Source organism: Ancylobacter polymorphus, assembly GCF_022836935.1.
GTDB lineage: Bacteria > Pseudomonadota > Alphaproteobacteria > Rhizobiales > Xanthobacteraceae > Ancylobacter > Ancylobacter polymorphus_A.
In genome coordinates, this window is sequence record NZ_CP083239.1 from 1,152,519 (window position 1) to 1,175,202 (window position 22,684).

Sequence of the window (22,684 nt, forward strand, 5' to 3'; positions counted from 1 at the left end):
TCACGGGCGGAAGGACGGGCCGTTGGTGATGACCATGCCGTGGCCGGCCACCTCATTGGCGCGGGGATAGACGCCGCTCAGCACGTCGTCGAAATGCCGCTTCACCGCCGCATGGCAGCCGCAGCACAGGCCGCGCAGCCGCTCCGCATCGGTGATGCGGATGCGCCCGCGGCGCGGCTCGATGGCGCCGGCCGCCTTCATCTCCCCCAGCACCCGGCTGATATAGGGCCGCCCCACCGCCAGCATGGCGGCGAGCTGTTCCTGGGTGAGGCGCAGCGTGTCGTCGCCGGTGCGGTCATAGGCGGCGAGCAGCCATTTCGCCGTGCGCTGGTCGATGGAGTGGGTGGCGTTGCAGGCGACCGACTGAAAAACCTGCGCCAGCAGGCAGTCGGCATAGCGGGCGAACAGGTTGCGCAGCGGCGGGGAAATCTCCTTCGCCCGCTCCAGCTCGCCGCTGTCGAGCCGCAGCAGCGGCCCCTCCATCTGCACCACGGCGCGGGCGAAGGCCGGCAGCCGTCCCTGGCTGACAATGCCGCCCACCGCGCCCTCGCGGCCGATGCTGGTGATCTCCACCTGCCGGCCATCCTCCAGCAGCACCATGAAGGAGACGAGCGTCTGCCCGCAGGGAAAATAGACATGGCGCACATCGTCGCCCGGCTCGTAGAGCACACCGCCGGCCGGCCGGTCGATGCGCTTGAGATGGGCGCGCAGCAGCGCGAAATCGGCCGGGCGCAGCGCGCCGAGCAGGTTGTTGCCCCCCGACGAGGCCACCGCCCCGCCATTCCCGCCACTCTCGTCATCCTCGTTGAGGCGCATGGTTCCGACCCTCGTTTCCCTATCAACGCACCACGCGGGGAAATGTTCACAAACGGACAGAAGCCGGGTGACGAGTTGGGTACAAACGGGCACACTCGCGCACCAGCGACAGGCAGCGCGACAGGGGAGTCTCTAATCGATGCAAGTGACTTCCACGGCGCCCCGGCGGGCGACCTTCTCCGGCCCGTCGGCGACATTCCACCCATGAGCGACGGTGCGGCCCGTCAGCGGGTGTCCGAAACCTCGGGCGACCCGGTCGCGCGCGAGGGCGTGGACCGTTCGTTCTTCTGGTCGCTGGTGCGTGCCGCCCAGCCCCTGCGCCGCCACCCCTGGCTGCCGGACGCGGTGGGGGTGGCGATGTTCGGCTTCGCCCTGGCGCTGCGCTTCGCGGTGGACAGCGTGCTGCCGCCGGGCTTTCCCTTCCTCACCTTCTTCCCGGCGGTGATTCTCACCACCTTCTTCTGCGGGCTGCGGCCGGGCATCACCTGCGCGGTCCTCTCCACCTTCGCCGCCTGGTTCTTCTTCATCGGTCCGGCCAACGGCATGCGGATCGACGGCCAGAGCCTGCTGGCGCTCGGCTTCTTCGTCGTCATCGCCGCCATCGACATCACGCTGATCCACTTCACCTTCAACGCCGCCGACCGGCTGCGGCGCGAGAAGGAAACCACCGCCCGGCTCTACGAGACGCAGCGCACCATGTTTCAGGAGCTGCAGCACCGCGTCGCCAACAACATGCAGTTCGTCGCCGCGCTGCTGTCGCTGCAGAAGCGCAAGGTGGGGCAGGATGCGCGCCAGGCGATCACCGCGCTGGACGAGGCGCGCTCGCGGCTCGACACCATCGCCCGCATCCACCGCCAGCTCTACGCGCCCGAGCGGCTGGACCTGCCCACCGACCAGTATCTGAGCCAGCTCTGCTGCGATCTCGTCACCGCCTCCGGCACGCCGGGCATCGGCTGCACGGTGGACGCGCCGAACCTGCCGCTCAACGTGGCCCAGCTCACCACCCTGTCCATGCTGGTGGCGGAGATCGTCACCAATTCGCTCAAGCACGCCTTTGTCGGCGCCGAGTCCGGCATGATCAGCATCACCGTGCTGGCCAATGGCGGCAAAGGCTATGAGATGACCATCGCCGATGACGGGCGCGGCCTGCCGCCCGGCGCCGACCTCTCGCGCAGCGACGGGCTCGGCTGGCGCATCATCCAGAGCCTGGCCTCCCAGCTCGGCGGCAAGGTGGAACTCGCCACGCGGGTCGAGCCCAGCCGCGGCACGGCGGTGCGGGTGCAGTTCACGCTGGTGTAAGCCACCGACAGGGATAGGAGGCGTTCACCTGCGCCGCGCTTTGGCGTAAGAGCGGACCGGCGCGGCGTTGCGGCGGCACCCTCTCTCTCATGACAGGCGGGAACAGCATGACCGAAACCTTCGATCTTCTCCTCAAGGGCGGCACGGTGGTGAATCAGGACGGCATCGCCGCCCGCGATGTCGGCCTACGTGGCGGGCGCATCGCCGGCATCGGGTCGTTCGATGCTTCCCAGGCGGGCGAGACGGTCGACTGCACCGGCCTGCATCTGCTGCCCGGCGTCATCGACACCCAGGTGCATTTCCGCGAGCCCGGCCTCGACCACAAGGAAGACCTCGAATCCGGCTCGCGCGCCGCCGTCATGGGCGGGGTCACCGGCGTGTTCGAAATGCCCAACACCAACCCGCTGACCACCTCGGCCGGGGCGCTGGAAGACAAGCTGTCGCGCGCCCATCACCGCATGCATTGCGACTTCGCCTTCTTCGTCGGCGGCACGCATGACAATGTAAACGACCTGCCGGAGCTGGAAATGCTGCCGGGCGTGCCCGGCGTGAAGGTGTTCATCGGCTCCTCCACCGGCTCGCTGCTGGTGGCCGACGATCCCGGCGTGCGGGCGATCCTAAAGGTCATCCGCCGCCGCGCCGCCTTCCATTGCGAGGACGAGCCGCGCCTTGAAGAGCGCAAGGGCCTGCGCGTGCCGGGCGACGCCGCCTCGCATCCGGTGTGGCGCGACGAGATCGCGGCGCTGACCGCCACCACGCGGCTGGTCAACCTCGCCCGCTCCGAGGGCAAGCGCGTGCATGTGCTGCACATCACTTCCCAGGAAGAGATCGAATATCTGCGCGGCCAGAAGGATGTCGCCACCGTCGAGGTGACGCCGCATCACCTCACCATGGACGCGTCCTGGTACGCCACCCATGGCACAATGGTGCAGATGAACCCGCCGGTGCGCGAAGCCCGCCACAGGACGGCGCTGTGGCGCGGCCTGTCCGAGGGCGTGGTCGACGTGCTCGGCTCCGACCATGCCCCGCACACGCGGGAAGAAAAGGCCAAGCCCTACCCGGCGAGCCCCTCGGGTATGACCGGGGTGCAGACCCTCGTGCCCACCATGCTCGACCATGTGAATGCCGGCCGCCTGACGCTGGAGCGCCTCGTCGATCTCTCCAGCGCCGGCCCGGCGCGCATCTTCAACATCGCCACCAAGGGCCGCATCGCGGTGGGCTATGACGCCGACTTCACCATTGTCGACCTCAAGCGGCGCCAGACCATCCGCAATGAATGGATCGCCTCCAAGGCCGGCTGGACGCCCTATGACGGGGTGGAAGTCACCGGCTGGCCGGTCGGCACGCTCATCCGCGGCAAGCGGGTGATGTGGGAGGGCGAACTCGTCACCCCGGCGCAGGGCGAGGCCATCCGCTTCCTGGAAACGCTGGCGCGGGGGTGACGGAGCGCGTAAGGCTCCTCCCTCATCCCGGACGGCCGAAGGCCGATCCGGGATCGCAGGCCGGATCGCGATCCCGGCTCTCCGCTGCGCTTCGGCCGGGATGACGGTGCCGGCGGCGCGCGAACACCAGCCTCCCCTCCGATTCCCCACCCACACAGGCGCCCCATGCCCCGCCGCACCCTGCAGCCGCCGCAGCTCTTCGACAGCCGCCCCTGGGGCTTCTCGCAGGTCAGCATCTCCCCGCCCGGCACGCTGGTGCATGTGGCCGGGCAGGTGGCGTGGGATGCGGAAGGAAAAGTCAGCGCGGTGGGGCGCGAGGCGCAGCTGCGGCAGGTGCTGCGCCAGGTCATCCTGGCGGTGGAAGCCGCCGGCGGCAGCGCCGACGACATCCAGATGCTGCGCCTCTATATGCCCGGCTTCCAGTCCGGCCCGGAGGCGGAGCTCGTCGGCCGGGTGCTGGCGGAAACCTTCGGCACGGAAAACCCGCCGAGCTCCACCTGGATCGGCGTCGACGCCCTCGCCCAGCCGGAATACCTCGTCGAGGTCGACGCGGTGGCGGTGATCCCCACGCCGTAAAGCGTTCGCCTTGAGGCGCCCCCGCGCCGGGGGGCGCCCTGCCGGCGCTCAGCGGGTGATGAGCGTGCCGGCACCGTGGTCGGTCAGCAGTTCCAGCAGCACCGCATGCGGCACCTTGCCGTCGAGGATCACCACCCCTTCGACGCCCTGCTCCAGCGCATAGATGCAGGTTTCGACCTTGGGGATCATGCCGCCGGAAATGGTGCCGTCGGCGATCAGCGCCCGCGCCTGGGCGATGGTCAGTTCCTTGATCAGCTGCTTGTCGGCGTCGAGCACGCCGGGCACGTCGGTCAGCAGCAGCAGCCGCTTGGCGCCGAGCGCGCCGGCAATGGCGCCGGCGAAGGTGTCGGCATTGACGTTGAACGTGCCGCCATCCTTGCCGGTGGCGACGGGCGCCAGCACCGGGATCAGCTCGCGGCCGAGAATCTGGTCGAGCACGGTGGTGTCCACCGTCTCGGGCTCGCCGACGAAGCCAAGATCGACCACCTGTTCGAGATTGGAATCCGGGTCGCGCACCGAGCGCGTCACCTTGGAGGCGACGACCATGTTGCCGTCCTTGCCGGACAGGCCCAGCGCCTTGCCGCCGGCCTCATTGATGAAGCCGACGAGGGATTTATTGATCGAGCCGGCCAGCACCATCTCGACGATCTCGACGGTGGCCTTGTCGGTGATGCGCAGCCCGGCGGCGAATTCCGACTTGATGCCGAGCTTGGCCAGCATGGCGCCGATCTGCGGCCCGCCGCCATGCACCACCACAGGGTTCACGCCGGACTGTTCGAGCAGCACGATGTCCTGCGCGAAATCCCGCGCCACCTGCTCGTCGCCCATGGCGTGGCCGCCATATTTCACCACGATGATGGCGTCGTCATAGCGCTGCATGTGCGGCAGCGCCTGCACCAGCACGCGGGCCTTGGTGTGGTCGTCGATCGGTTCGGCGGCAGGCGCGGGGGTTTCGGCGGTCATGACGGGTCCGTTCGCACGGGGGAGCTTCGGGTGAGGCGGGCGCAGGCCCGGCAGGGCGCGGCGGCAGGGAACGCCCTTCTAGCCGATTTCAATGACGCTTCTCAATCAGGGTGGCGGGGCGCGTGTCCCTCGTGGCATCGCCTTGTGGCAGGGCGGTGGCGGCCGGGCCTCAGGCGAAGGCTGGCGTGCGCGCAAGCAACGGGTTGCGCGCGCGGGCCTGTGCGGCGGGCGGCGCGCATGCCATATGCCCCGCCATGGACACGACCGCCCCCCGCAAGCCGCTGAAGGCCCGCTTCGTCGAAGGCTCGACGATGCGCCATGTCGCCACCATGACCGCCGCCGGCTCGGTCGGGCTGATGGCGGTGTTCGTCGTCGATCTGCTCAACCTGTTCTACATCTCGCTGCTCGGCGAGGAGGAGCTGGCGGCGGCCATCGGCTATGCCGGCACGGTGATGTTCTTCACCACCTCGGTCGGCATCGGCGTGATGATCGCCGGCTCGGCGCTGGTGTCGCGGGCGATCGGCAGCGGGCGGATCGAGGACGGGCGGCGGCTCTCCACCTCCTCCCTCGTCTATATGGCGCTCGCCACCGGGGCGATGACGCTGGCCCTGCTGCCGTTTCTGGGCCCCCTGCTGGCGCTGCTCGGCGCCACCGGGCGCACGCTGGAACTGGCGCGCGACTTCCTGCTCATCGTGCTGCCCTCCACCCCGCTGCTCGGCCTCGGCATGGCGGCGTCGGGCACGCTGCGCGGCATTGGCGATGCGCGGCGCTCCATGTGGGTCACGCTGTCGGGCGGGCTCACCACCGCCGTGCTCGACCCGCTGCTCATCCTCGCTCTCGGCCTCGGCGTCGAGGGCGCGGCGATCGCCACCGTGCTCGCCCGCGTCGTCATGGTCGCCTATGGGCTGAACGCGGTGATAAAGGTGCACAAGCTCGCCGCGCGCCCGCGCCTGCCGGATTTTCTCGCCGATGTCGCCCCGCTCTCGGCCATCGCCGTGCCGGCCATCCTCACCAATGTCGCGACGCCGGTGGGCAATGCCTACATCACCTTCGCCCTCGCCCCGCATGGCGATGCGGCGGTGGCGGCCTGGGCCGTGATCGGCCGGCTGATCCCGGTCGCCTTCGGCCCGCTCTTCGCCCTCACCGGCGCCATCGGCCCGGTGATCGGCCAGAATGTCGGCGCCCGGCGTTATGACCGGGTGCGGCAGACGGTGCGCGACAGCCTGAAGCTCATCATCGCCTATGTGCTCGGCGTCTGGTTGATCCTGGCGCTGGCCCGCCAGCCGCTCGCCGGGCTGTTCGGCCTGTCGGCGGAAGGCGTGGCGCTGGTGGAATTCTTCTGCCTCTATGCCGCCGGGGCCTATGTGTTCTTCGGCGCGCTGTTCGTCGCCAATGCCGCCTTCAACAATCTCGGCGCGCCGCTGCTCTCCACCCTGTTCAACTGGGGGCGGGCGACGCTCGGCACCATTCCCTTCGTCTGGCTCGGCAGCCGCTGGTATGGCGTCGAAGGCGTCATCGCCGGCCAGGCGCTGGGCTCGGTGTTCTTCGGCGTGGCGGCGCTGATCTGCGCCTTTGCCGTGGTGCGCCGGCTGCAGGCCGGCACCCCGCCGCCGGCGCCGACGACCGCGCTCGCCGGGCCGGAACTGCCGCCCTTCTCGCGCGGCGAGGACGCCCCGGCGATCGAGACCGCCGCCGGGGTCTTTCCTCGCGCCGAGGAGAACGGATAGAGTACGGGGATGAGCGACACCGCCTTTGCCGACCTCGTCCTGCCCCCGGACGGGCGCCAGTCCGAAACCGCCCGCGCCATCCAGCGCGGGGCGCTGCGCTATCTCGCCGCGCGCGGGCTGGTGGGCGTGCCGGAATTCAGCCTCGCCTCCGGCCGGCGGGCGGACATCGCCGCGCTGGACCTGCGCGGCGAGGTGTGGGTGGTGGAGATCAAATCCTCGGTCACCGATTTCCGCACCGACCGCAAATGGACGGAGTACCGCGCCCATTGCGACCGGCTGTTCTTCGCCGTCGGGCCGGATTTCCCGCTGGAGATCCTGCCCGAGGACACCGGCATTCTCGTCGCTGACGCCTTCGGCGCCGGGCTGGTGCGCGAGGCGCCGCTGCACGCGCTGGCCGGGGCGACGCGCAAGGCGCTGACCCTGCGCTTCGCCCGCGCCGCCGCCGGACGGCTGATGGGGCTGATGGACCCCGAGGCGCTGCGCGGCGTGGTGCTTTAGAGGGGATAACCGCACCCGGCGCTTGAAAGCCGCCCCTCCCCTCTGCCAGCGTCCCCGCCATGGATCAGCTCGAGAACAGCCCCGCGCCCGTATCGCCCAAGGCGGCCGACACCGAGCGCGTCACTCCGATGATGGCGCAGTACATCGAGATCAAGGCCGCCAACCCCGGCAGCCTGCTGTTCTACCGCATGGGCGATTTCTACGAGCTCTTCCTCGACGACGCCGAAATCGCCGCCCGCGCGCTCGGCATCGTGCTCACCAAGCGCGGCAAGCACCAGGGCGAGGACATCCCGATGTGCGGGGTGCCGGTGGACCGGGCGGAGGAATATCTCCACAAGCTCATCGCCGCCGGCCACCGCGTCGCCGTGTGCGAGCAGATGGAGCCGCCCGCCGAGGCGAAGAAGCGCGGTCCGAAAAGCGTCGTGAAGCGCGACGTGATCCGCCTCGTCACCCCCGGCACGCTCACCGAGGACGCGCTGCTCGACGCGCGGCGCGAGAACGTGCTGGCCAGCCTCGCCCGGGTGAAGGGCAGCGGCGAGGAGGGCGACGGCTATGTCTATGCGCTCGCCTTCGCCGATATCTCCACCGGCTCCTTCCGCGTCGCCGAAACCGACAGCACCCGGCTTTCCGCCGACCTCGCCCGCATCGAGCCGGCCGAACTCCTCGTCGCCGACGCGGTCTATGAGGATGCCGAGCTGCGCCCGCTCTGGCGCAGCCTGCCCGCCGTGACGCCGCTGCCGAAGGAGAGCTTCGACGGCGCCACCGCCGGGCGGCGCATCGCCGGCTTCTTCCAGGTGGCGACGCTGGATTCCTTCGGCAGCTTCTCCCGCGCCGAACTTGCCGCCGCCGCCGCCATCGTCGCCTATATCGAGCGCACCCAGCTCGGCGCCCGCCCGCCGCTCGGCCGGCCGCAGCGCGAGGCCTCCACCGAGGCGATGATCATCGACCCGGCGACGCGGGCCAATCTCGAAATCCTGCGCACCACCACCGGCGAGCGCACGGGGAGCCTGTGCGCCGCCGTGGACCGCACCGTTACCTCCGCCGGGGCGCGGCTGCTCGCCCGCCGCCTCGCCGAGCCGCTGACTGACCCCGCCCGCATCGCTGAACGGCTCGACGCGGTGGAATGCCTCGTCGAGGAAACCAGCCTGCGCGCGCAATTGCGCGACCAGCTCGCCGGTGTGCCGGACCTCGCCCGCGCGCTGTCCCGCGTCGCGCTCGGCCGCGCCGGGCCGCGCGACCTCGCCGCCATCGGGCGCGGGCTGAAGGAGGGCGCCGCCATCGCCGGGCTGATCGCCGACGCCCCGGCCCCGGCGGAACTGCAGGCCGCCGCCCGGGCGCTGGGCGGGGTCGATCCCGCCTTGGCGGCGAGGCTCACCGCCGCGCTCGACGATGAATTGCCGCTCAACCGCCGCGACGGCGGCTTCATCCGCCCCGGCTATCATGCCGAGCTCGACGCCACCCGCGCCCTGCGCGACGAGAGCCGGCGCGTGGTGGCGGCGCTGGAGCGGCGCTATGTCGAGGAAACCGGGGTCCGCGCGCTCAAGATCCGGCACAATGCGGTGCTCGGCTATTTCGTCGAGGTGAGCCAGCAGAACGCCGACCGGCTGCGCGAGCCGCCTTTCGACGCCATCTTCATGCACCGCCAGACCATGGCGGGAGCGATGCGCTTCACCTCCACCGAACTCGCCGAGCTGGAAGCCAGGATCGCCAGCGCCGGCGACCGCGCACTGGCGCTGGAACAGCTGCTGTTCGACGAGCTGGTCGCGGCGGTGACGGCCGAGACCGAGGCGATCCGCGCCTGCGCCGAGGCGCTGGCGGTGATCGACGTCACCGCCGGCCTCGCCAAGCTGGCGGTGGACGAGAACCATGTGCGCCCGGAGGTGGATAACGGGCTCGATTTCCGCATCGAGGCCGGGCGCCACCCGGTCGTGGAGCAGGCGCTGCGCCGCGATGGCGGGCCGTTCGTCGCCAATGAGTGCGAGCTTTCCCCGCCCGAGGGCGCCCGCGCCGGGCGCATCTGGCTGGTCACCGGCCCCAACATGGCGGGCAAGTCGACCTTCCTGCGCCAGAACGCGCTCATCGCCATCCTCGCCCAGGCCGGCGCCTTCGTGCCGGCGCGGCTGGCGCGCATCGGGGTGGTCGACCGGCTGTTCTCTCGCGTCGGCGCGGCGGACGATCTGGCGCGCGGGCGCTCCACCTTCATGGTCGAGATGGTGGAAACCGCCGCCATCCTCAACCAGGCCACCGAGCGCTCGCTGGTGATCCTCGACGAGATCGGGCGCGGCACCGCCACCTTCGACGGCCTGTCCATCGCCTGGGCGAGCCTGGAGCATCTGCACGAGGCCAATCGCTGCCGTGGCCTGTTCGCCACCCATTTCCACGAGCTCACCGCCCTGTCCCAGCGCCTCAACCGCCTCGTCAACGCGACGGTGAAGGTGAAGGAATGGGAGGGCGAGGTGATCTTCCTGCACGAGGTGGTGCCCGGCGCGGCGGACCGTTCCTATGGCATCCAGGTCGCCAAGCTCGCCGGCCTGCCGCATGCGGTGGTGGAGCGCGCCCGCGCCGTGCTGACGGAGCTGGAATCCGCCGACCGCGCCGCGCCGACGCAGCGCATTCTCGACGATCTCCCGCTCTTCGCCGCGCTCAACCGCGCCCCGCCCCCCGCAGCGGCGGTGAAGGCCGACCCGGTGGCGGCGGCGGTGAAGGACGCGCTGGCCGGGATCGACCCTGACGAGATGACCCCGCGCGAGGCGCTGGAAGCGCTCTACCGGCTGAAGGCAGCGGCCAAGGGCGGGTGAGGGCGACAGGGGGCGACGCCGCCGAGGCGGCACCCCTCACGCATCGGCGGCGAGGATGTGGTTGCGCACCAGCGGATAGACCTGGCCCTTCCAGCGGCGGCCGGAGAACACGCCGTAATGGCCGACGCCGGCCTGCATGTGGTGGCGGCGCAGATGCGGGCGCAGCGAGGCGCAGATGTCCTGCGCCGCCACCGTCTGGCCGACGGCGCAGATGTCGTCGCGCTCGCCCTCCACGGTGAGCAGGGCGGTGCGGCGGATGGCGCGGAAATCGATGCGCTCGCCGCGATAGGTCAGCACGCCGCGCGGCAATTCGTGCTGCTGGAACACCTTGGCGATGGTCTCCAGATAGAACTCGGCGGCGAGGTCGAGCACGGCGAAATATTCGTCATAGAAGGTCTTGGTGGTCGCCGCCTTCTCGTGCTCGCCCATGGCGAGGTTCTCATACAGCCCGACATGCGCCTTCACATGGCGCTCCATGTTCATCGCCATGAAGGCGCCGACCTGGATGAAGCCGGGATAGACCCGCCGCCCCGCCCCCTTGAAGCCCGGCGGCACGGTGGCGATGAGGTTCTGCGCGAACCAGTCGATCGGCTTGGAGGTGGCGAGCTCGTTCACCTTGGTCGGGTTGATGCGGGTATCCACCGGCCCGGCCATCAGCGTCATGGAGAGCGGCTGGGCGGGGTTGTTTTCCTGCGCCATGACCGCCCCGGCGGCGAGCACCTGCACGCAGGGCTGGCACACGGCGAGCACATGCCCGCCCGGCCCGATCTCTTCCAGAAAGCGGATGACATGGGCGACGTAATCGTCGAAGCCGAACCCGCCGTCGGTGAGCGGCACGTCGCGCGCATTGTGCCAGTCGGTGATGTAGACATCGTTTTCCGGCAGCAGCGTCTTCACCGTGTCCAGCAGCAGCGTGGCGAAATGGCCGGACAGCGGCGCGACGACGAGCAGGCGCGGCTGCTTCTGGTCGACATCCTTGGCGAAATGCAGCAGCGAGCCGAAGGGCAGCGCCAGCGCCACCTCCTCGCGCACCTCCACCTCGCGGTTGCCCACCGTCACCGTGCCGATGGCGAAGGGCGGGCGCTCATGGCTCAGCCCCGCGCGCTCGATCATCTCGAAGCCGGCCGAGAGGTTGCGCAGCAGCGGCGTGTCGTGGAGGCCGCCCATCGCCTCGCCCATCGTGCCGAGCATCTGCCGCGACAGCCTGGCCGCGAGGCGGAGCGGATCGAACAGGTCGGACTGGGCCTGATAGGCGGCATAAAGCATGGGCGGGGCAATCTTCCGGCGGCAGGGGCGGCAACGGCTCGATCGGCGACAGGCGGGCGGCCGCCGCTCGGCGCAGGCGACCCGCTGCGCTGAAGGAGCGGAAGCCCTGCCGGAGCCATCCTAGAGCGGATGCAATGACGCTGCCAAGGAGGTTGCCAAGTAGGCTTCCGAGTAGGCTTCCAAGTAGGTCGCCAACCAGGTGGAACGCGCCGGTCCACCTCGGAAAGCGTCGCGGTCCGCGGCCGGCGCGCTGTCACAGCCCTGTCAGGAATGGCACGAAGTGTGATTGCCTGTTCCGTTCTGCACACTGAACGCCCCGCCGAAACAGGACGCCTGCCATGCCCTCCGCGCCCGCGACGCCAAAGACCGCCACCGCTGCTCCGGGCCGCAAGAAGGCGCCGGCAAAGGCGGCAATCAAGGCGGGAACGAAAGGCTTGGCCTCGCCGGAGCCGGCCGCGCCGGCGCCCGAAGCGGTGCTGACCCTCAGCAGCAAGAACTATTCGTCCTGGTCGCTGCGCGGCTATCTGCTCTGCCGTCTCGCCGGGCTCGCCTTCACCGAGGCCCGCGTCTCCGCCGACGATCCCGCCATCCGCGCCGAGCTGCTGCTGCAATCCTCCTCCTTCCTGGTGCCACGGCTCGACCATGAGGGGCTGCGCATCTGGGACACGCTGGCGATCGCCGAATATCTGCACGAATGGAAGCCAGAAGCCGGATTACTGCCTAGGGATCGCGCAGCGCGGGCGCATTGCCGTTCCATCAGCGGCGAGATGCATTCGGGCTTCGCCAATCTGCGCTCGGCGCTGCCGATGAACATCAAGGCGCATCATCCCGGCTTCAAGGTGTGGGCGGGGGCGCAGGGCGACATACTCCGCATCGTCGCCATCTGGACCGAGTGCCTGAGCACCTATGGCGGGCCGTATCTGTTCGGCTCCGCCCCAACCATGGCGGATGCGATGTACGCCCCCGTCTGCTTGCGCTTTACCACCTATGACGTGCCGCTGGATCCGCAGAGCCGGGCCTATTGCGCCACCATGCTGGCGCTCCCCGCGATGCAGGACTGGATGGCAGCGGCGCGGGAAGAGCCGGAGGAGATGGAAGAGCTGGACGTGGAGTTCTGAGGATCCGCCGTCATCCCGCCCGCACCCCACCTCTCATGGCCGGGCTTGACCCGGCCACCCAGCCTTCGCACCGGGCGCGGTGAGGATAGGCTGGGTCCCCGGGGTCAAGCCCGGGGATGAGGGCGCGTGCGCCCCCTCAATGCGCCTCGTCCCAGTTCTCCGCCGCGCGGGCGTCGACCTTCAGCGGCACTTTCAGCGCCACTGCCGGGAAGGGGGCGATCTCCATCACCTCGCGCACGACGGGGATGGTGGCCTCGACCTCGTCGTCCGGCACCTCGAAGATCAGTTCGTCATGCACCTGCAGCAGCATGCGGGCGGATAGCCGCGCCTTCTCCAGCGCCCCGTCCATCCGCACCATGGCGCGGCGGATGATGTCGGCGGCCGAGCCCTGCAGCCGCGCATTGATCGCCGCGCGCTCGTTGAAGGCGCGGATCGAGGGGTTCTTGGCATTGATGTCGGGGTAGTGGCAGCGCCGGCCGAACAGCGTTTCGACATAGCCATGCTCGCGGGCGAAGGCGCGGGTCTCGTCCATATAGGCGCGGATGCCGGGGAAGCGCTCGAAATAGCGCTTGATATAGGCCCCCGCCTCCTCGCGCGGGATGGAGAGCTGGTTGGCGAGGCCGAACGCCGAAATGCCGTAGATGATGCCGAAATTGATCGCCTTGGCCCGCCGGCGCACCTCGCCCGGCATGCCCTCGATCGGCACGCCGAACATTTCCGACGCCGTCATGGCGTGAATGTCGAGCCCGTCCTGGAACGCCTGGCGCAGCGAGGGCGTGTCGGCGATCTCGGCCAAGAGCCGCAGCTCGATCTGCGAATAATCCGCCGAGATCAGCTTGTGGCCCGGCGCGGCGATGAAGGCCTTGCGGATCTTGCGCCCTTCCTCCGAGCGCACCGGGATGTTCTGCAGATTCGGCTCGGAGGAGGAGAGCCGGCCCGTCGTGGTGGCGGCAAGCGCGAAGGAGGAATGCACCCGCCCCGTCTCGGGGTGGACATAGGAGGGCAGGGCGTCGGCATAGGTCGATTTCAACTTCTGCAGCTGGCGCCAGTCGAGAATGCGGCGGGGCAGCTCGTGCCCCTGCTCCGCCAGTTCCTCCAGCACGTCGGCCCCGGTGGACCACGCCCCGGTCGGCGTCTTGCGCCCGCCGGGAATCTGCATCTTGCCGAACAATATGTCGCCAAGCTGCTTGGGCGAGCCGGGGTTGAAGCTCTCCCCCGCCATCTCGGAAATATCCGCCTCCAGCCGGCCCATGCCCTGCGCGAACTCGCCCGAGAGCCGCGAGAGCATCTGCCGGTCGATCATGATGCCGCGCGCCTCCATGCGGGCGAGCACGGCGACCAGCGGGCGCTCCAGCGTCTCATAGACCGTCGCCTTGCCCTCGCTGGCGAGGCGGGGTTTGAGCACCCGCCACAGCCGCAGCGTCACATCGGCGTCCTCGGCGGCATATTCGCTGGCCTTGTCGAGCGGGGCGCGGTCGAAGGTGATCTGCCCCTTGCCCTTGCCGCACACCTCCTCGAACTTGATCGGCGTGTGGCCGAGCCAGCGCATGGAGAGCGGGTCCATGCCGTGCGGCGAGGCGCCCGCATCGAGCACATAGGAAATCAGCATCGTGTCGTCGTAAGGGGCGACCTCGATGCCGAGGCGCCGCAGCACCAGCCAGTCATATTTCAGGTTCTGCCCCACCTTGAGGACGGAAGGGTCCTGCATCAGCGGCGTCAGCGCGGCGAGCGCGTCGCGGACGGGGATCTGGTCCGGCAGCAGCCCTTCGCTGAACAGGCCCTCATCCCCGCCCTTATGGGTGAGCGGGACATAGCAGGCCTCGTTCGGCCCGGTGGCGAGCGAGAAGCCGACCAGCTCCGCCTGCATCGGGTCGAGCCCGGTGGTCTCGGTATCGACAGCGACGACGCCCACCTCGCGGGCGCGGGCGATCCATTCTTCCAGCCGGGCGAGCGTCGTCACCGTCTCATAGCGGGACCGGTCGACCGGGGTGGCGGTGGCCTCCGCCTGCCGGGCGGCGGCGAGCGCCTGCGGGGTGAAGCCCTCCGCCGCGCTCGGCGCGTCCTCCACCGGCACTGCGGTCTCGTGCGTGTCCGGGTCCAGCCCGGCGGCCAGCAGCGCGCTCTCCCCGCCCCCCGCCTTGAGGCCGGGATCGGGCTCGATGGCGGCGACATCGACCTCATAGGCCTCGGCCACCCGGCGGGTCAGCGTGGTAAACTCCATCGCCTTGAGGAAGGCGACGAGGCGGGTGGCCGACGGTTCCACCACGGCGATGTCGTCGAGCGGCACGTCGAGCGGCACGTCGCGCTTCAGCGTCACCAGCTGGCGCGAGAGGCGGGCCTGGTCGGCGAATTCGATCAGGTTCTCGCGCCGCTTGGTCTGCTTGATCTCGGGCGCGCGGGCCAGCAGCGTGTCGAGGTCGCCATATTCCGCCAAGAGCTGCGCGGCGGTCTTGATGCCGATGCCGGGCACGCCGGGCACGTTGTCGACGGAATCGCCGGCCAGCGACTGCACGTCCACCACCTTGTCCGGGGCGACGCCGAACTTCTCGAACACTTCCTCGACGCCGATCGCCTTGTCCTTCATCGGGTCGTACATGCGCACCAGCCCGTCGACGAGCTGCATCAGGTCCTTGTCGGAGGAAATGACGGTGACCTGCGCGCCGCGCGCCTTGGCCTGCTCGGCATAGGTGGCGATGAGGTCGTCGGCCTCGAAGCCGGACTGCTCGACACAGGCGAGGTCGAAAGCCCGCGTCGCCTCGCGGATCAGCGGGAATTGCGGGCGCAGATCCTCCGGCAGCTCCGGGCGCTGGGCCTTGTAGAGCGGGTAAATGTCCTTGCGGAAGGTCTGCTCGGACTTGTCGAACACCACGGCGAGATGGGTCGGCTTCGGCGCGAATCCGCCGCCATTCTGCCCGGCGCGCACCAGCTTCCACAGCATGTTGCAGAACCCCGCCACCGCGCCCACGGGCAGCTTGTCGGAGGAGCGGGTGAGCGGGGGCAAGGCGTGGTAGGCGCGGAAAATATAGGCCGAGCCGTCGATCAGGACGACATGGTCACTGGCGTCGACAGTCTCGTGATGGGCATCGTTGGCGGGCATTGCGGGCTCCGTTTCGCGCCGCACGATGCCCCCGGCGTCGCGTCGGGGCAAGGGGCGGCGAGAGGGGCGGGGAGAGGCGGGGGCTGCCTCCTGCTTCCCTCCTCCCCGGGCTTGACCCGGGGACCCAGCTGTTATCGGGCGCGGGAAAGACTGGGTGCCCGGGTCAAGCCCGGGCATGAGGGCGTGACGGCCGGTCAGCTCCCGTCATCCCGGACGGTCCGCAGGACCGATCCGGGATCGCGCGCCAGAGAGGGGTGACGATCCCGGCTCTCGCTTCGCTCGGCCGGGATGACGTGTCTGGCACAGGTGACGCGCGCGTCGCCGGGCGCCTCAGCGCGCCAGCCAGGCGGCGAGGCCGTCCAGCGTCTCGATCCCGTAGCCAACGGCTCCGAAGCCGATGACCGCCTGCCGCCGCGCGCGGCTCGGGTGCAGCTGGCGCAGGGTGAGCACGGTCTTGCCGTCGTCCTGCGCGTCGAAGGTCACCGTCATGCGGAAGCGGTCGGGATCGTCGGGGTCGGGCGTGCCATAGTCGGCGACGATGCGTTCATTCGGCACGATTTCAAGGAAACGCATGAGGTTGGGGAAGCGCTGCTCCCGGCCCTCGAACACGCCGACCATGTCGAAGTGCCAGACGCCGCCTTCGCGGATATCGGCCTCATGGGTCTCGATGCGCAGACCGGCCGGGCCGTACCACGCGGCGAGCGCGGCGGGGTCCATCCAGGCCGCGAAGACCTTTTCGCGCGGGTGATCCAGCAGCCGGGTCAGGACGATTTCGCGGTCCAGTGCCCAGATCTCCAGCGGGCTCGCCTGCAGCGGGCGGCTCTGCAACGGGTCGGTCATGTCCTTCACCCTTCTTCCGTTCGCGCCAGATAGGATTCCAGCCGATCCAGCCGCGCCGCGGCACGCCGGCGTTCCGCCTCCATCCAGTCCGCCGCCTCGTTGAAACGCGCCGGCACCAGCCGGCACCAGCGGCTGCGCCCGCGCTTCTCGCTGGCGATCAGCCCGCAGTCTTCCAGCACCTTGAGATGCTGGGCGAAGGAGGGCAGCGCCATCGCGAACGGGGCCGCGAGCGTGCTGACCGAGGCCTCGCCCTCGGCGAGGCGCGAGACCACCGCGCGCCGCGTGGGGTCGCTGAGGGCGTGGAAGGCGAGATCGAGCGGCGTGGAATAGTGAGGCATACGCCTTAGTAATGTGGCGCGAGGAGCGCGTCAACGATAAAAAGGCAAATGCCTAACTATTCCGGCTCCGCCGGCCCGGCAGGTGACACGCCACAGGTGACGCGCCGCGTGCGGGGCGCTACAGAGCGCGCAGGAAAACACCATGCCCCGCTACAAGCTCACCATCGAATATGACGGCACCCCCTTCGTCGGCTGGCAGGTCCAGGCGGCGGGGACGAGCGTGCAGGGCGTGCTGGCGGAAGCGGTGCGGCGCTTTTCCGGCGAGGCGGTGGCGGTCCACGGCGCCGGGCGCACCGATGCCGGGGTGCACGCCACCGGGCAGGTCGCGCATGTCGAACTCACCCGCGCGTGGAAAGCGGACACAGTGCGCGACGCCATGAACGCGCATCTGCGCCCGCACCCCGTCGCCGTTCTGGCGGCGGAAGAGGTGGCGGAGGATTTTCACGCCCGGTTCTCGGCCACCGGGCGGCGCTATCTCTACCGCATCATCGCCCGCCGGCCGGACCTGGTGCTGGAGCGCGACCGCGCGTGGCGGGTGCTGCGCCCGCTCGATGCCGACGCGATGGCGCTGGGCGCGGCCCGGCTGATCGGCCGGCACGACTTCACCACCTTCCGCGCCATTGGCTGCCAAGCGGCCTCGCCGGTGAAGACGCTCGACCGGCTGGAGGTGGAAACCGTGCCGCTCACCGGGCCGGGCATGGAAATCCGCGTGCACGCGCAGGCGCGTTCCTTCCTGCACCATCAGGTGCGCTCCATGGTCGGCACGCTGGTGAAGCTGGGCGAGGGCGCGTGGACCCCGGACGACGTGACCGCCGCGCTGGACGCGAAGGACCGCACGCGCTGCGGCCCGATGGCACCCTCGGCCGGGCTCTATCTCGCGGAAGTCACCTATTGAGCCGCCAAGGCCGGCATCGCCACCGCCGCTGAATTTCGCAACGCCCCCCCCGAATCGGGCCCGCGCCGGCCGCCCCGGTGCGGCCATGGCCTTGTCACGCGCGCGTCACCATTGACGCGGCAGGCTGCGGCGTCCCATGGTGCCGCCCGTCTCTTCCCTTCGGAACCAAAGGAGTGTCCCCGAGAATGTCAGTCTGGCCGGTCTACGGAAAAATCGACGGTCCCATCGTGATGATCGGCTTCGGCTCGATCGGTCGCGGCACCCTGCCCCTCCTGGAGCGGCATTTCGATTTCGACAAGGAACGGCTGACCGTCATCGACCCGGTGGACGACAACCGCGTGCTGCTCGACGAGCGCGGCATCCGCTTCCTGCAGCTCGCCATCACCAAGGAAAACTACATCGAGGTGCTGAAGCCCCTGCTGACCACCGGCGGGCGCGGCTTCCTCATCAACCTCTCGGTCGACACCGGCTCGGTCGATATCATGACGCTCGCCCGCGACTGCGGCGCGCTCTACATCGACACCGTGGTCGAGCCGTGGCTCGGCTTCTATTTCGACAAGGACGCCACCCCCGCCAGCCGCTCCAACTACGCGCTGCGCGAATCCATGCTCAAGGCCAAGCGCGCCAATCCCGGCGGGCCGACGGCGGTGTCCTGCTGCGGCGCCAATCCCGGCATGGTGTCGTGGTTCGTCAAGCAGGCGCTCATTGATGTCGCCACCGATACCGGGCTGGACTTCGAGGAGCCGACGACCCGCGAGGGCTGGGCGGAGCTGATGGCCCGCGTCGGCGTCAAGGGCATCCACATCGCCGAGCGCGACACCCAGCGCGCCCGCGATCCCCGCCCCTTCGGCACCTTCGTCAACACCTGGTCGGTGGAAGGCTTCGTCTCCGAAGGGCTGCAGCCGGCCGAGCTCGGCTGGGGCACGCACGAAACCTGGATGCCGGCCAACGCCCACACGCATAATTTCGGTTCCGGCGCGGCGATCTATCTGATGCAGCCGGGCGCCGCCACCAAAGTGCGCACCTGGTGCCCGAGCCTCGGCGCGCAGCACGGCTTCCTGGTGACGCATAACGAGTCGATCTCGATCGCCGACTATTTCACCCTGCGCAACGGCGCGCAGGTCGCCTACCGCCCGACCTGCCATTACGCCTATCACCCCTGCAACGACGCGGTGCTGTCCTGGCACGAGATGTTCGGCAATGAAGGCCATTTCTCGGGCGAGTGGACCATCCTGACCGAAGGCGAGATCGTCGACGGGCGCGACGAGCTCGGCGTGCTGCTCTATGGCCACGCCAAGAACGCCTATTGGTACGGGTCGCAGCTCACCATCGAGGAGGCGCGCAACCTCGCCCCCTACCAGACCGCCACCGGGCTGCAGGTGACCTCCGCCGTGCTCGCCGGCATGGTGTGGGCGCTGGAAAACCCGGAAGCCGGCATCGTCGAGACCGACGAGATGGATTACCGCCGCTGCCTGGAAATCCAGAAGCCCTATCTCGGCACGGTGAAGGGCTATTACACCGACTGGACCCCGCTGGACGGCCGCCCCGGCCTGTTCCCGGAGGATATCGACCCCTCCGACCCCTGGCTGTTCCGCAACATTCTGGTGCGGTGAAGGCGGCAGGCCCGGCGAGAACGGTTCCGGCGAATTCGCCTTCACCGGAACGGCTTTCCGGTATCCACCAGGCTGAAAGGCACGAGAGCACGTTCCGATCTGATGGCATCGCAATCAGATCGGCAAACGTTCTCCATCCATCATTTACAGACTGATTTACCGATCAGGTCGATTCAACCTGATCGGAACAGACTTCAGGGCGCGGGCGACGCGGCCGCGCCCTTCGCCGCCAGCCTGTCCCGCAGCGACAGGTCGCGGAGCTGGACGGGATCGATGCCCTTTTCCCTGGCAATCCCGTTCAGGAGCACCAGCAGCTCGGCGGCATTGAGCATGCGCTGAAGGTCGACGATGTGCTGCGCTGCCTCGATCTCAAGCTGGCGGTCGCGCGAGACCGTTGGCGAGGCGAGGGCGCTGTCGAAATCGAAGCGCATGCGGGCGCCGAAATGCGTGCCTATGAATAGGCTCAACGCGAAACACAGCACGAAGCCGGCTGTCCCGACCTGTTCGCGCAGCCCCTTGGTCCCGATCAGATAGACCAGCGTACCACCGAGAAAGGTGAGCGCCGCCGGCAGGACGGCGTTCACCGCGGGCGTCCGGCTGTGGCCCATGATGGAGCCGGTCACGAATCCCAGCAGGGCGAAGGCCGCGGCGCAGACGAGCAGGGCCAGCGCATTGCGCGTATAGCCGAGCGCCCGGGCGATGGCGAAACAGAGCAGAGCCAGAACGGCGGAAACCACGAGTGCCGTGGCGAAGACATTGAGCTGCGCGAAAGTCAGAAGCTGCATGGCCGGCGCCCTACTGTATCTGGCCTCGCAAATCCGGCCGTTCGATCGCGTTCGGCACCAGGATCGAGGGGCTTACACCCTTGAGTGCATCGGAAACCGGCGACGCCGGCGTGCGGCAACGAATCTTGCACAGCGCAACTTCCGATGGCGGCTTCTGCGACTCGCAGTCACAATTGGTGGTCATGCCGCCCGCGCCCTCTGCCAGGCCGGCCGGGGCAAGGCTGATGAGAAAAACCCAGACAAGCAACAATTTGCGCATACCGCGCCCCCTGCCGTTACTCTCTGACGTGGCCTCGCGCGAGAGTAACATGATGCAGCTCTCGATTGAAGGGCGTTGATTCACACCGCCCCCGCCCCTCACCCCTCCGGCCGGCCGATGCTGAGGCAGCGCCGGCGCGCCGCCTCCAGCCCTTCGGCCACCACCTCGGTGAGGCCGGCCGCACGCAGCGCCTCCAGCCCCGCCGCGGTGGTGCCGGCATAATCCACCATCTCCTGCACGAACTCCGCCGCCGGCCGCTCGCTCCCCGCCAGCATCGCCCCGGCGGCGTGGAACAGCTGCCCCACCGCCCGGCGCGCCACGTCAGGCGCCACGCCCTGCGCCTGCGCATAGGTTTGCACCGCGTCGGCAAAGGCGGCGACGAAGCCCGGCACCGGGCCGGTGATCGCCGTGAACACGTCGATCTGGTCCTCCGCCGGCACCTCGTCGGTCGTCCCGCAGGCGGCAAACAGCGCCCGCACCACGTCCCGGTCGGCCTGCGTCACCCCCGCCCCGGCGCACCAGGGCGAATAGGCCATGCCGAGCGCGGCGGCCGGGCTCGACATCGCCCGCACCACCCGCGCCCCGCCGCTGATCGCGATGAGCTCGTCGATCCTCACCCCGGCCATGACCGAGACCACCAGCCGCCCCGCGCCGGCAAAGCGCAGCGCGCGCCCGGCGGCGGGCGGCAGCGCGAGCAGGATCAATTCGCAGCGCGCCGCCAGCCTCGCCACATCCGTCGTCCAGTTCACCCCCGGCACGGCGGCGAGGTCACCCGCCGGGCCGGAGCGGGTGGCGACCCATAGATGCCCCGGCGCCACCGCCCCCGCCCGCAGCAGCCCCGCGCCGATCGCCCCGCCGAGCTGGCCGGCGCCGATGAGCCCCACATTCTGCCCGCGAACCATCCTGCCGCCTCCTGATCCTCCCGCCGCCGGGAAGCGTACACCAAAGCGCGGCGCGCCTTCGCCCACCGCGCCCGCGACATTCGTCCGGTTGGAATGCGGCGCCCCTCACCCTATAAGCACGGCACATTCTGCCGGCAGCGATCCGTCGAGGAAGTAGCGATGAACAAGCCTGTTGCGGCCAAGGACGCCTCCGTGGCCCTCACCCCCGCCCCCGGCGGCGGGCTGCCGGCCGGCCACCCGCCGGTGGCCTTCGGCAAGATCGGCGTGCTCATCGTCAATCTCGGCACGCCCGACGGCACCGATTACTGGTCGATGCGCCGCTATCTCAAGGAGTTCCTCTCCGACCGCCGGGTGATCGAGGTCAACCGCGTGCTGTGGTGGTTCATCCTCAACGTCATCATCCTGTCCGTCCGCCCGCAGGCCAAGGGCAAGGACTACGCGACGATCTGGAACAAGGAGCGCGATGAAGGCCCGCTGCGCACCATCACCCGGTCGCAGTCGGAAAAGCTCGCCGCCGCGCTCGGCGTGCGCAGCGACCGGCTCGTCTTCGACTGGGCGATGCGCTACGGCAACCCCTCCATCGCCTCGCGCATCGAGGCGCTGCAGGCACAGGGCTGCGAGCGGCTGCTCCTCGTGCCGCTCTATCCGCAATACGCCGCCGCCACCTCCGCCACCGTGTGCGACGCCGCCTTCGACGCGCTGAAGAAGATGCGCTGGCAGCCGGTGCTGCGCGTCGCCCCGCACTGGCCGGACGAGCCGGCCTATATCGAGGCGCTGGCCAACTCCATCACCTCGGAACTCGCGACGCTCGACTGGGAGCCGGAGCTGGTCATCGCCTCCTTCCACGGCATTCCGAAGGAGTATTTCGACAAGGGCGACCCCTATCACTGCTATTGCTACAAGACCACGCGGCTGGTGCGCGAGAAGCTCGGCTGGCCCGAGGGCAAGCTGCGCCTCACCTTCCAGTCGCGCTTCGGCAGCGCCGAATGGCTGCAGCCCTATACCGACAAGACCATCGAGGCGCTGGCGAAATCCGGCGTGAAGCGGCTCGCCGTGCTCACCCCCGGCTTCGTCGCCGACTGCCTGGAAACGCTGGAGGAAATCGCCGGCGAGAACGCCGAGATCTTCCACCATAATGGCGGCGAGAAGTTCCACTTCATCCCGTGCCTCAACGACTCCCCCGACGGCATCAAGGTTCTGGAAGCCGTGGTCGCGCGCGAGCTGAAGGGCTGGGTGGAGATTTAGGGGGCGCGTCCCCATCAAGAACGCCCTCATCCCCGGGCTCGACCCGGGGACCCAGCCTTCGTGTGCCCCGACTCGGGGTTTCCGTCTCTGGGTGGCCGGGTCAAGCCCGGCCATGAGGGGAGTGTAGGGCGGGCCGGCACCTCAGCCTGACGGCTCTTCTTAACAGTGCCCCTCGTCATCCTGAGGTGCGCGCGCAGCGCGCCTCGA

19 protein-coding genes are annotated in these 22,684 nt (G+C 69.4%); 10 read left to right on the top strand and 9 right to left on the bottom strand.

Annotated features, from left to right (window positions below; translation table 11 throughout):
• The gene (locus K9D25_RS05420) at positions 1-816 is read right to left on the bottom strand and encodes a Crp/Fnr family transcriptional regulator (protein WP_244380086.1); all 816 of its coding nucleotides are present in this window, start codon (positions 814-816) and stop codon (positions 1-3) included.
• 204 nt (positions 817-1,020) lie between these two features.
• On the opposite strand from K9D25_RS05420, the gene K9D25_RS05425 reads away from it, so the two are divergent.
• The 3 genes from K9D25_RS05425 (at position 1,021) to K9D25_RS05435 (ending at position 4,133) form a co-directional block, all read left to right on the top strand.
• Positions 1,021-2,115, top strand: coding sequence for a sensor histidine kinase (locus K9D25_RS05425; RefSeq protein ID WP_244380099.1), 1,095 nt, complete (start codon positions 1,021-1,023; stop codon positions 2,113-2,115).
• Positions 2,116-2,222: 107 nt separating this feature from the next.
• Entirely contained in the window at positions 2,223-3,557 is a 1,335-nt protein-coding gene (locus tag K9D25_RS05430; protein WP_244380111.1) for a dihydroorotase, read from the top strand.
• 165 nt (positions 3,558-3,722) lie between these two features.
• Entirely contained in the window at positions 3,723-4,133 is a 411-nt protein-coding gene (locus K9D25_RS05435; RefSeq protein WP_244380113.1) for a RidA family protein, read from the top strand.
• 48 nt (positions 4,134-4,181) lie between these two features.
• On the opposite strand, the gene argB is transcribed toward K9D25_RS05435, so the two are convergent.
• A complete protein-coding gene (gene argB / locus K9D25_RS05440) occupies positions 4,182-5,096 on the bottom strand; it encodes an acetylglutamate kinase (protein ID WP_244380115.1) in 915 nt (304 codons plus the stop codon).
• A gap of 254 nt (positions 5,097-5,350) precedes the next feature.
• Between argB and K9D25_RS05445 the strand changes: the two genes are divergently transcribed.
• The 3 genes from K9D25_RS05445 to mutS are packed head-to-tail and all read left to right on the top strand — an operon-like array spanning position 5,351 to position 10,119.
• A complete protein-coding gene (locus tag K9D25_RS05445; RefSeq protein WP_244380117.1) occupies positions 5,351-6,823 on the top strand; it encodes an MATE family efflux transporter in 1,473 nt (490 codons plus the stop codon).
• Positions 6,824-6,832: 9 nt separating this feature from the next.
• A complete protein-coding gene (locus tag K9D25_RS05450) occupies positions 6,833-7,321 on the top strand; it encodes an MmcB family DNA repair protein (protein ID WP_244380119.1) in 489 nt (162 codons plus the stop codon).
• 59 nt (positions 7,322-7,380) lie between these two features.
• Positions 7,381-10,119, top strand: coding sequence for a DNA mismatch repair protein MutS (mutS, locus tag K9D25_RS05455; RefSeq protein WP_244380121.1), 2,739 nt, complete (start codon positions 7,381-7,383; stop codon positions 10,117-10,119).
• 36 nt (positions 10,120-10,155) lie between these two features.
• Here the strand turns inward: mutS and K9D25_RS05460 are convergent, their stop codons facing one another.
• Positions 10,156-11,385 carry a polyhydroxyalkanoate depolymerase gene (locus K9D25_RS05460; protein WP_244380123.1) on the bottom strand — a complete coding sequence of 410 codons (1,230 nt, stop codon included), beginning with the start codon at positions 11,383-11,385 and terminating at the stop codon, positions 10,156-10,158.
• 338 nt (positions 11,386-11,723) lie between these two features.
• Here K9D25_RS05460 and K9D25_RS05465 point away from each other — a divergent pair, with 338 nt between their 5' ends.
• Positions 11,724-12,503: a glutathione S-transferase gene (locus tag K9D25_RS05465; RefSeq protein ID WP_244380125.1), complete on the top strand. Its 780-nt coding sequence runs from the start codon at positions 11,724-11,726 to the stop codon at positions 12,501-12,503.
• Positions 12,504-12,639: 136 nt separating this feature from the next.
• Here the strand turns inward: K9D25_RS05465 and polA are convergent, their stop codons facing one another.
• The 3 genes from polA to K9D25_RS05480 all read right to left on the bottom strand — a co-directional run bounded on the left by polA (position 12,640) and on the right by K9D25_RS05480 (position 16,778).
• Positions 12,640-15,600: a DNA polymerase I gene (gene polA, locus K9D25_RS05470; protein ID WP_244380147.1), complete on the bottom strand. Its 2,961-nt coding sequence runs from the start codon at positions 15,598-15,600 to the stop codon at positions 12,640-12,642.
• A 330-nt stretch (positions 15,601-15,930) separates the two neighbouring features.
• Positions 15,931-16,440 (bottom strand): SRPBCC family protein, encoded by a 510-nt coding sequence (locus K9D25_RS05475; protein ID WP_244380153.1) that lies wholly within the window; start codon positions 16,438-16,440, stop codon positions 15,931-15,933.
• A 5-nt stretch (positions 16,441-16,445) separates the two neighbouring features.
• On the bottom strand, positions 16,446-16,778 hold the full coding sequence (locus K9D25_RS05480; protein ID WP_244380155.1) for an ArsR/SmtB family transcription factor: 333 nt from the start codon (positions 16,776-16,778) through the stop codon (positions 16,446-16,448).
• A 142-nt stretch (positions 16,779-16,920) separates the two neighbouring features.
• Between K9D25_RS05480 and truA the strand changes: the two genes are divergently transcribed.
• Both truA and K9D25_RS05490 read left to right on the top strand, forming a co-directional pair.
• Positions 16,921-17,673 (top strand): tRNA pseudouridine(38-40) synthase TruA, encoded by a 753-nt coding sequence (gene truA, locus K9D25_RS05485; RefSeq protein ID WP_244380157.1) that lies wholly within the window; start codon positions 16,921-16,923, stop codon positions 17,671-17,673.
• Between the two features lie 185 nt (positions 17,674-17,858).
• A complete protein-coding gene (locus K9D25_RS05490) occupies positions 17,859-19,286 on the top strand; it encodes a homospermidine synthase (protein ID WP_244380159.1) in 1,428 nt (475 codons plus the stop codon).
• Positions 19,287-19,480: 194 nt separating this feature from the next.
• On the opposite strand, the gene K9D25_RS05495 is transcribed toward K9D25_RS05490, so the two are convergent.
• The 3 genes from K9D25_RS05495 to K9D25_RS05505 are packed head-to-tail and all read right to left on the bottom strand — an operon-like array spanning position 19,481 to position 21,232.
• The gene (locus K9D25_RS05495; RefSeq protein ID WP_244380161.1) at positions 19,481-20,071 is read right to left on the bottom strand and encodes a hypothetical protein; all 591 of its coding nucleotides are present in this window, start codon (positions 20,069-20,071) and stop codon (positions 19,481-19,483) included.
• A gap of 10 nt (positions 20,072-20,081) precedes the next feature.
• Positions 20,082-20,381: a hypothetical protein gene (locus tag K9D25_RS05500; RefSeq protein WP_244380162.1), complete on the bottom strand. Its 300-nt coding sequence runs from the start codon at positions 20,379-20,381 to the stop codon at positions 20,082-20,084.
• A 47-nt stretch (positions 20,382-20,428) separates the two neighbouring features.
• Positions 20,429-21,232 carry a pyrroline-5-carboxylate reductase family protein gene (locus tag K9D25_RS05505; protein ID WP_244380164.1) on the bottom strand — a complete coding sequence of 268 codons (804 nt, stop codon included), beginning with the start codon at positions 21,230-21,232 and terminating at the stop codon, positions 20,429-20,431.
• A 159-nt stretch (positions 21,233-21,391) separates the two neighbouring features.
• Between K9D25_RS05505 and hemH the strand changes: the two genes are divergently transcribed.
• Positions 21,392-22,477 (top strand): ferrochelatase, encoded by a 1,086-nt coding sequence (hemH, locus tag K9D25_RS05510; RefSeq protein ID WP_244380165.1) that lies wholly within the window; start codon positions 21,392-21,394, stop codon positions 22,475-22,477.
• The last annotated feature ends 207 nt before the right edge of the window (positions 22,478-22,684 follow it).

Excerpts from the sequence above, each read along its gene's own strand:
- K9D25_RS05495 (WP_244380161.1), bottom strand. The coding sequence starts at position 20,071 with ATGCAGCTTCTGACTTTCGCGCAGCTCAATGTCTTCGCCACGGCACTC.
- K9D25_RS05490 (WP_244380159.1), top strand. The coding sequence starts at position 17,859 with ATGTCAGTCTGGCCGGTCTACGGAAAAATCGACGGTCCCATCGTGATG.
- K9D25_RS05445 (WP_244380117.1), top strand. The coding sequence starts at position 5,351 with ATGGACACGACCGCCCCCCGCAAGCCGCTGAAGGCCCGCTTCGTCGAA.
- K9D25_RS05465 (WP_244380125.1), top strand. The coding sequence starts at position 11,724 with ATGCCCTCCGCGCCCGCGACGCCAAAGACCGCCACCGCTGCTCCGGGC.
- argB (WP_244380115.1), bottom strand. The coding sequence starts at position 5,096 with ATGACCGCCGAAACCCCCGCGCCTGCCGCCGAACCGATCGACGACCAC.
- K9D25_RS05425 (WP_244380099.1), top strand. The coding sequence starts at position 1,021 with ATGAGCGACGGTGCGGCCCGTCAGCGGGTGTCCGAAACCTCGGGCGAC.
- polA (WP_244380147.1), bottom strand. The coding sequence starts at position 15,600 with ATGCCCGCCAACGATGCCCATCACGAGACTGTCGACGCCAGTGACCAT.
- K9D25_RS05435 (WP_244380113.1), top strand. The coding sequence starts at position 3,723 with ATGCCCCGCCGCACCCTGCAGCCGCCGCAGCTCTTCGACAGCCGCCCC.
- K9D25_RS05460 (WP_244380123.1), bottom strand. The coding sequence starts at position 11,385 with ATGCTTTATGCCGCCTATCAGGCCCAGTCCGACCTGTTCGATCCGCTC.
- K9D25_RS05450 (WP_244380119.1), top strand. The coding sequence starts at position 6,833 with ATGAGCGACACCGCCTTTGCCGACCTCGTCCTGCCCCCGGACGGGCGC.
- truA (WP_244380157.1), top strand. The coding sequence starts at position 16,921 with ATGCCCCGCTACAAGCTCACCATCGAATATGACGGCACCCCCTTCGTC.
- mutS (WP_244380121.1), top strand. The coding sequence starts at position 7,381 with ATGGATCAGCTCGAGAACAGCCCCGCGCCCGTATCGCCCAAGGCGGCC.
- K9D25_RS05505 (WP_244380164.1), bottom strand. The coding sequence starts at position 21,232 with ATGGTTCGCGGGCAGAATGTGGGGCTCATCGGCGCCGGCCAGCTCGGC.
- K9D25_RS05500 (WP_244380162.1), bottom strand. The coding sequence starts at position 20,381 with ATGTTACTCTCGCGCGAGGCCACGTCAGAGAGTAACGGCAGGGGGCGC.
- K9D25_RS05480 (WP_244380155.1), bottom strand. The coding sequence starts at position 16,778 with ATGCCTCACTATTCCACGCCGCTCGATCTCGCCTTCCACGCCCTCAGC.
- K9D25_RS05430 (WP_244380111.1), top strand. The coding sequence starts at position 2,223 with ATGACCGAAACCTTCGATCTTCTCCTCAAGGGCGGCACGGTGGTGAAT.
- K9D25_RS05475 (WP_244380153.1), bottom strand. The coding sequence starts at position 16,440 with ATGACCGACCCGTTGCAGAGCCGCCCGCTGCAGGCGAGCCCGCTGGAG.
- K9D25_RS05420 (WP_244380086.1), bottom strand. The coding sequence starts at position 816 with ATGCGCCTCAACGAGGATGACGAGAGTGGCGGGAATGGCGGGGCGGTG.
- hemH (WP_244380165.1), top strand. The coding sequence starts at position 21,392 with ATGAACAAGCCTGTTGCGGCCAAGGACGCCTCCGTGGCCCTCACCCCC.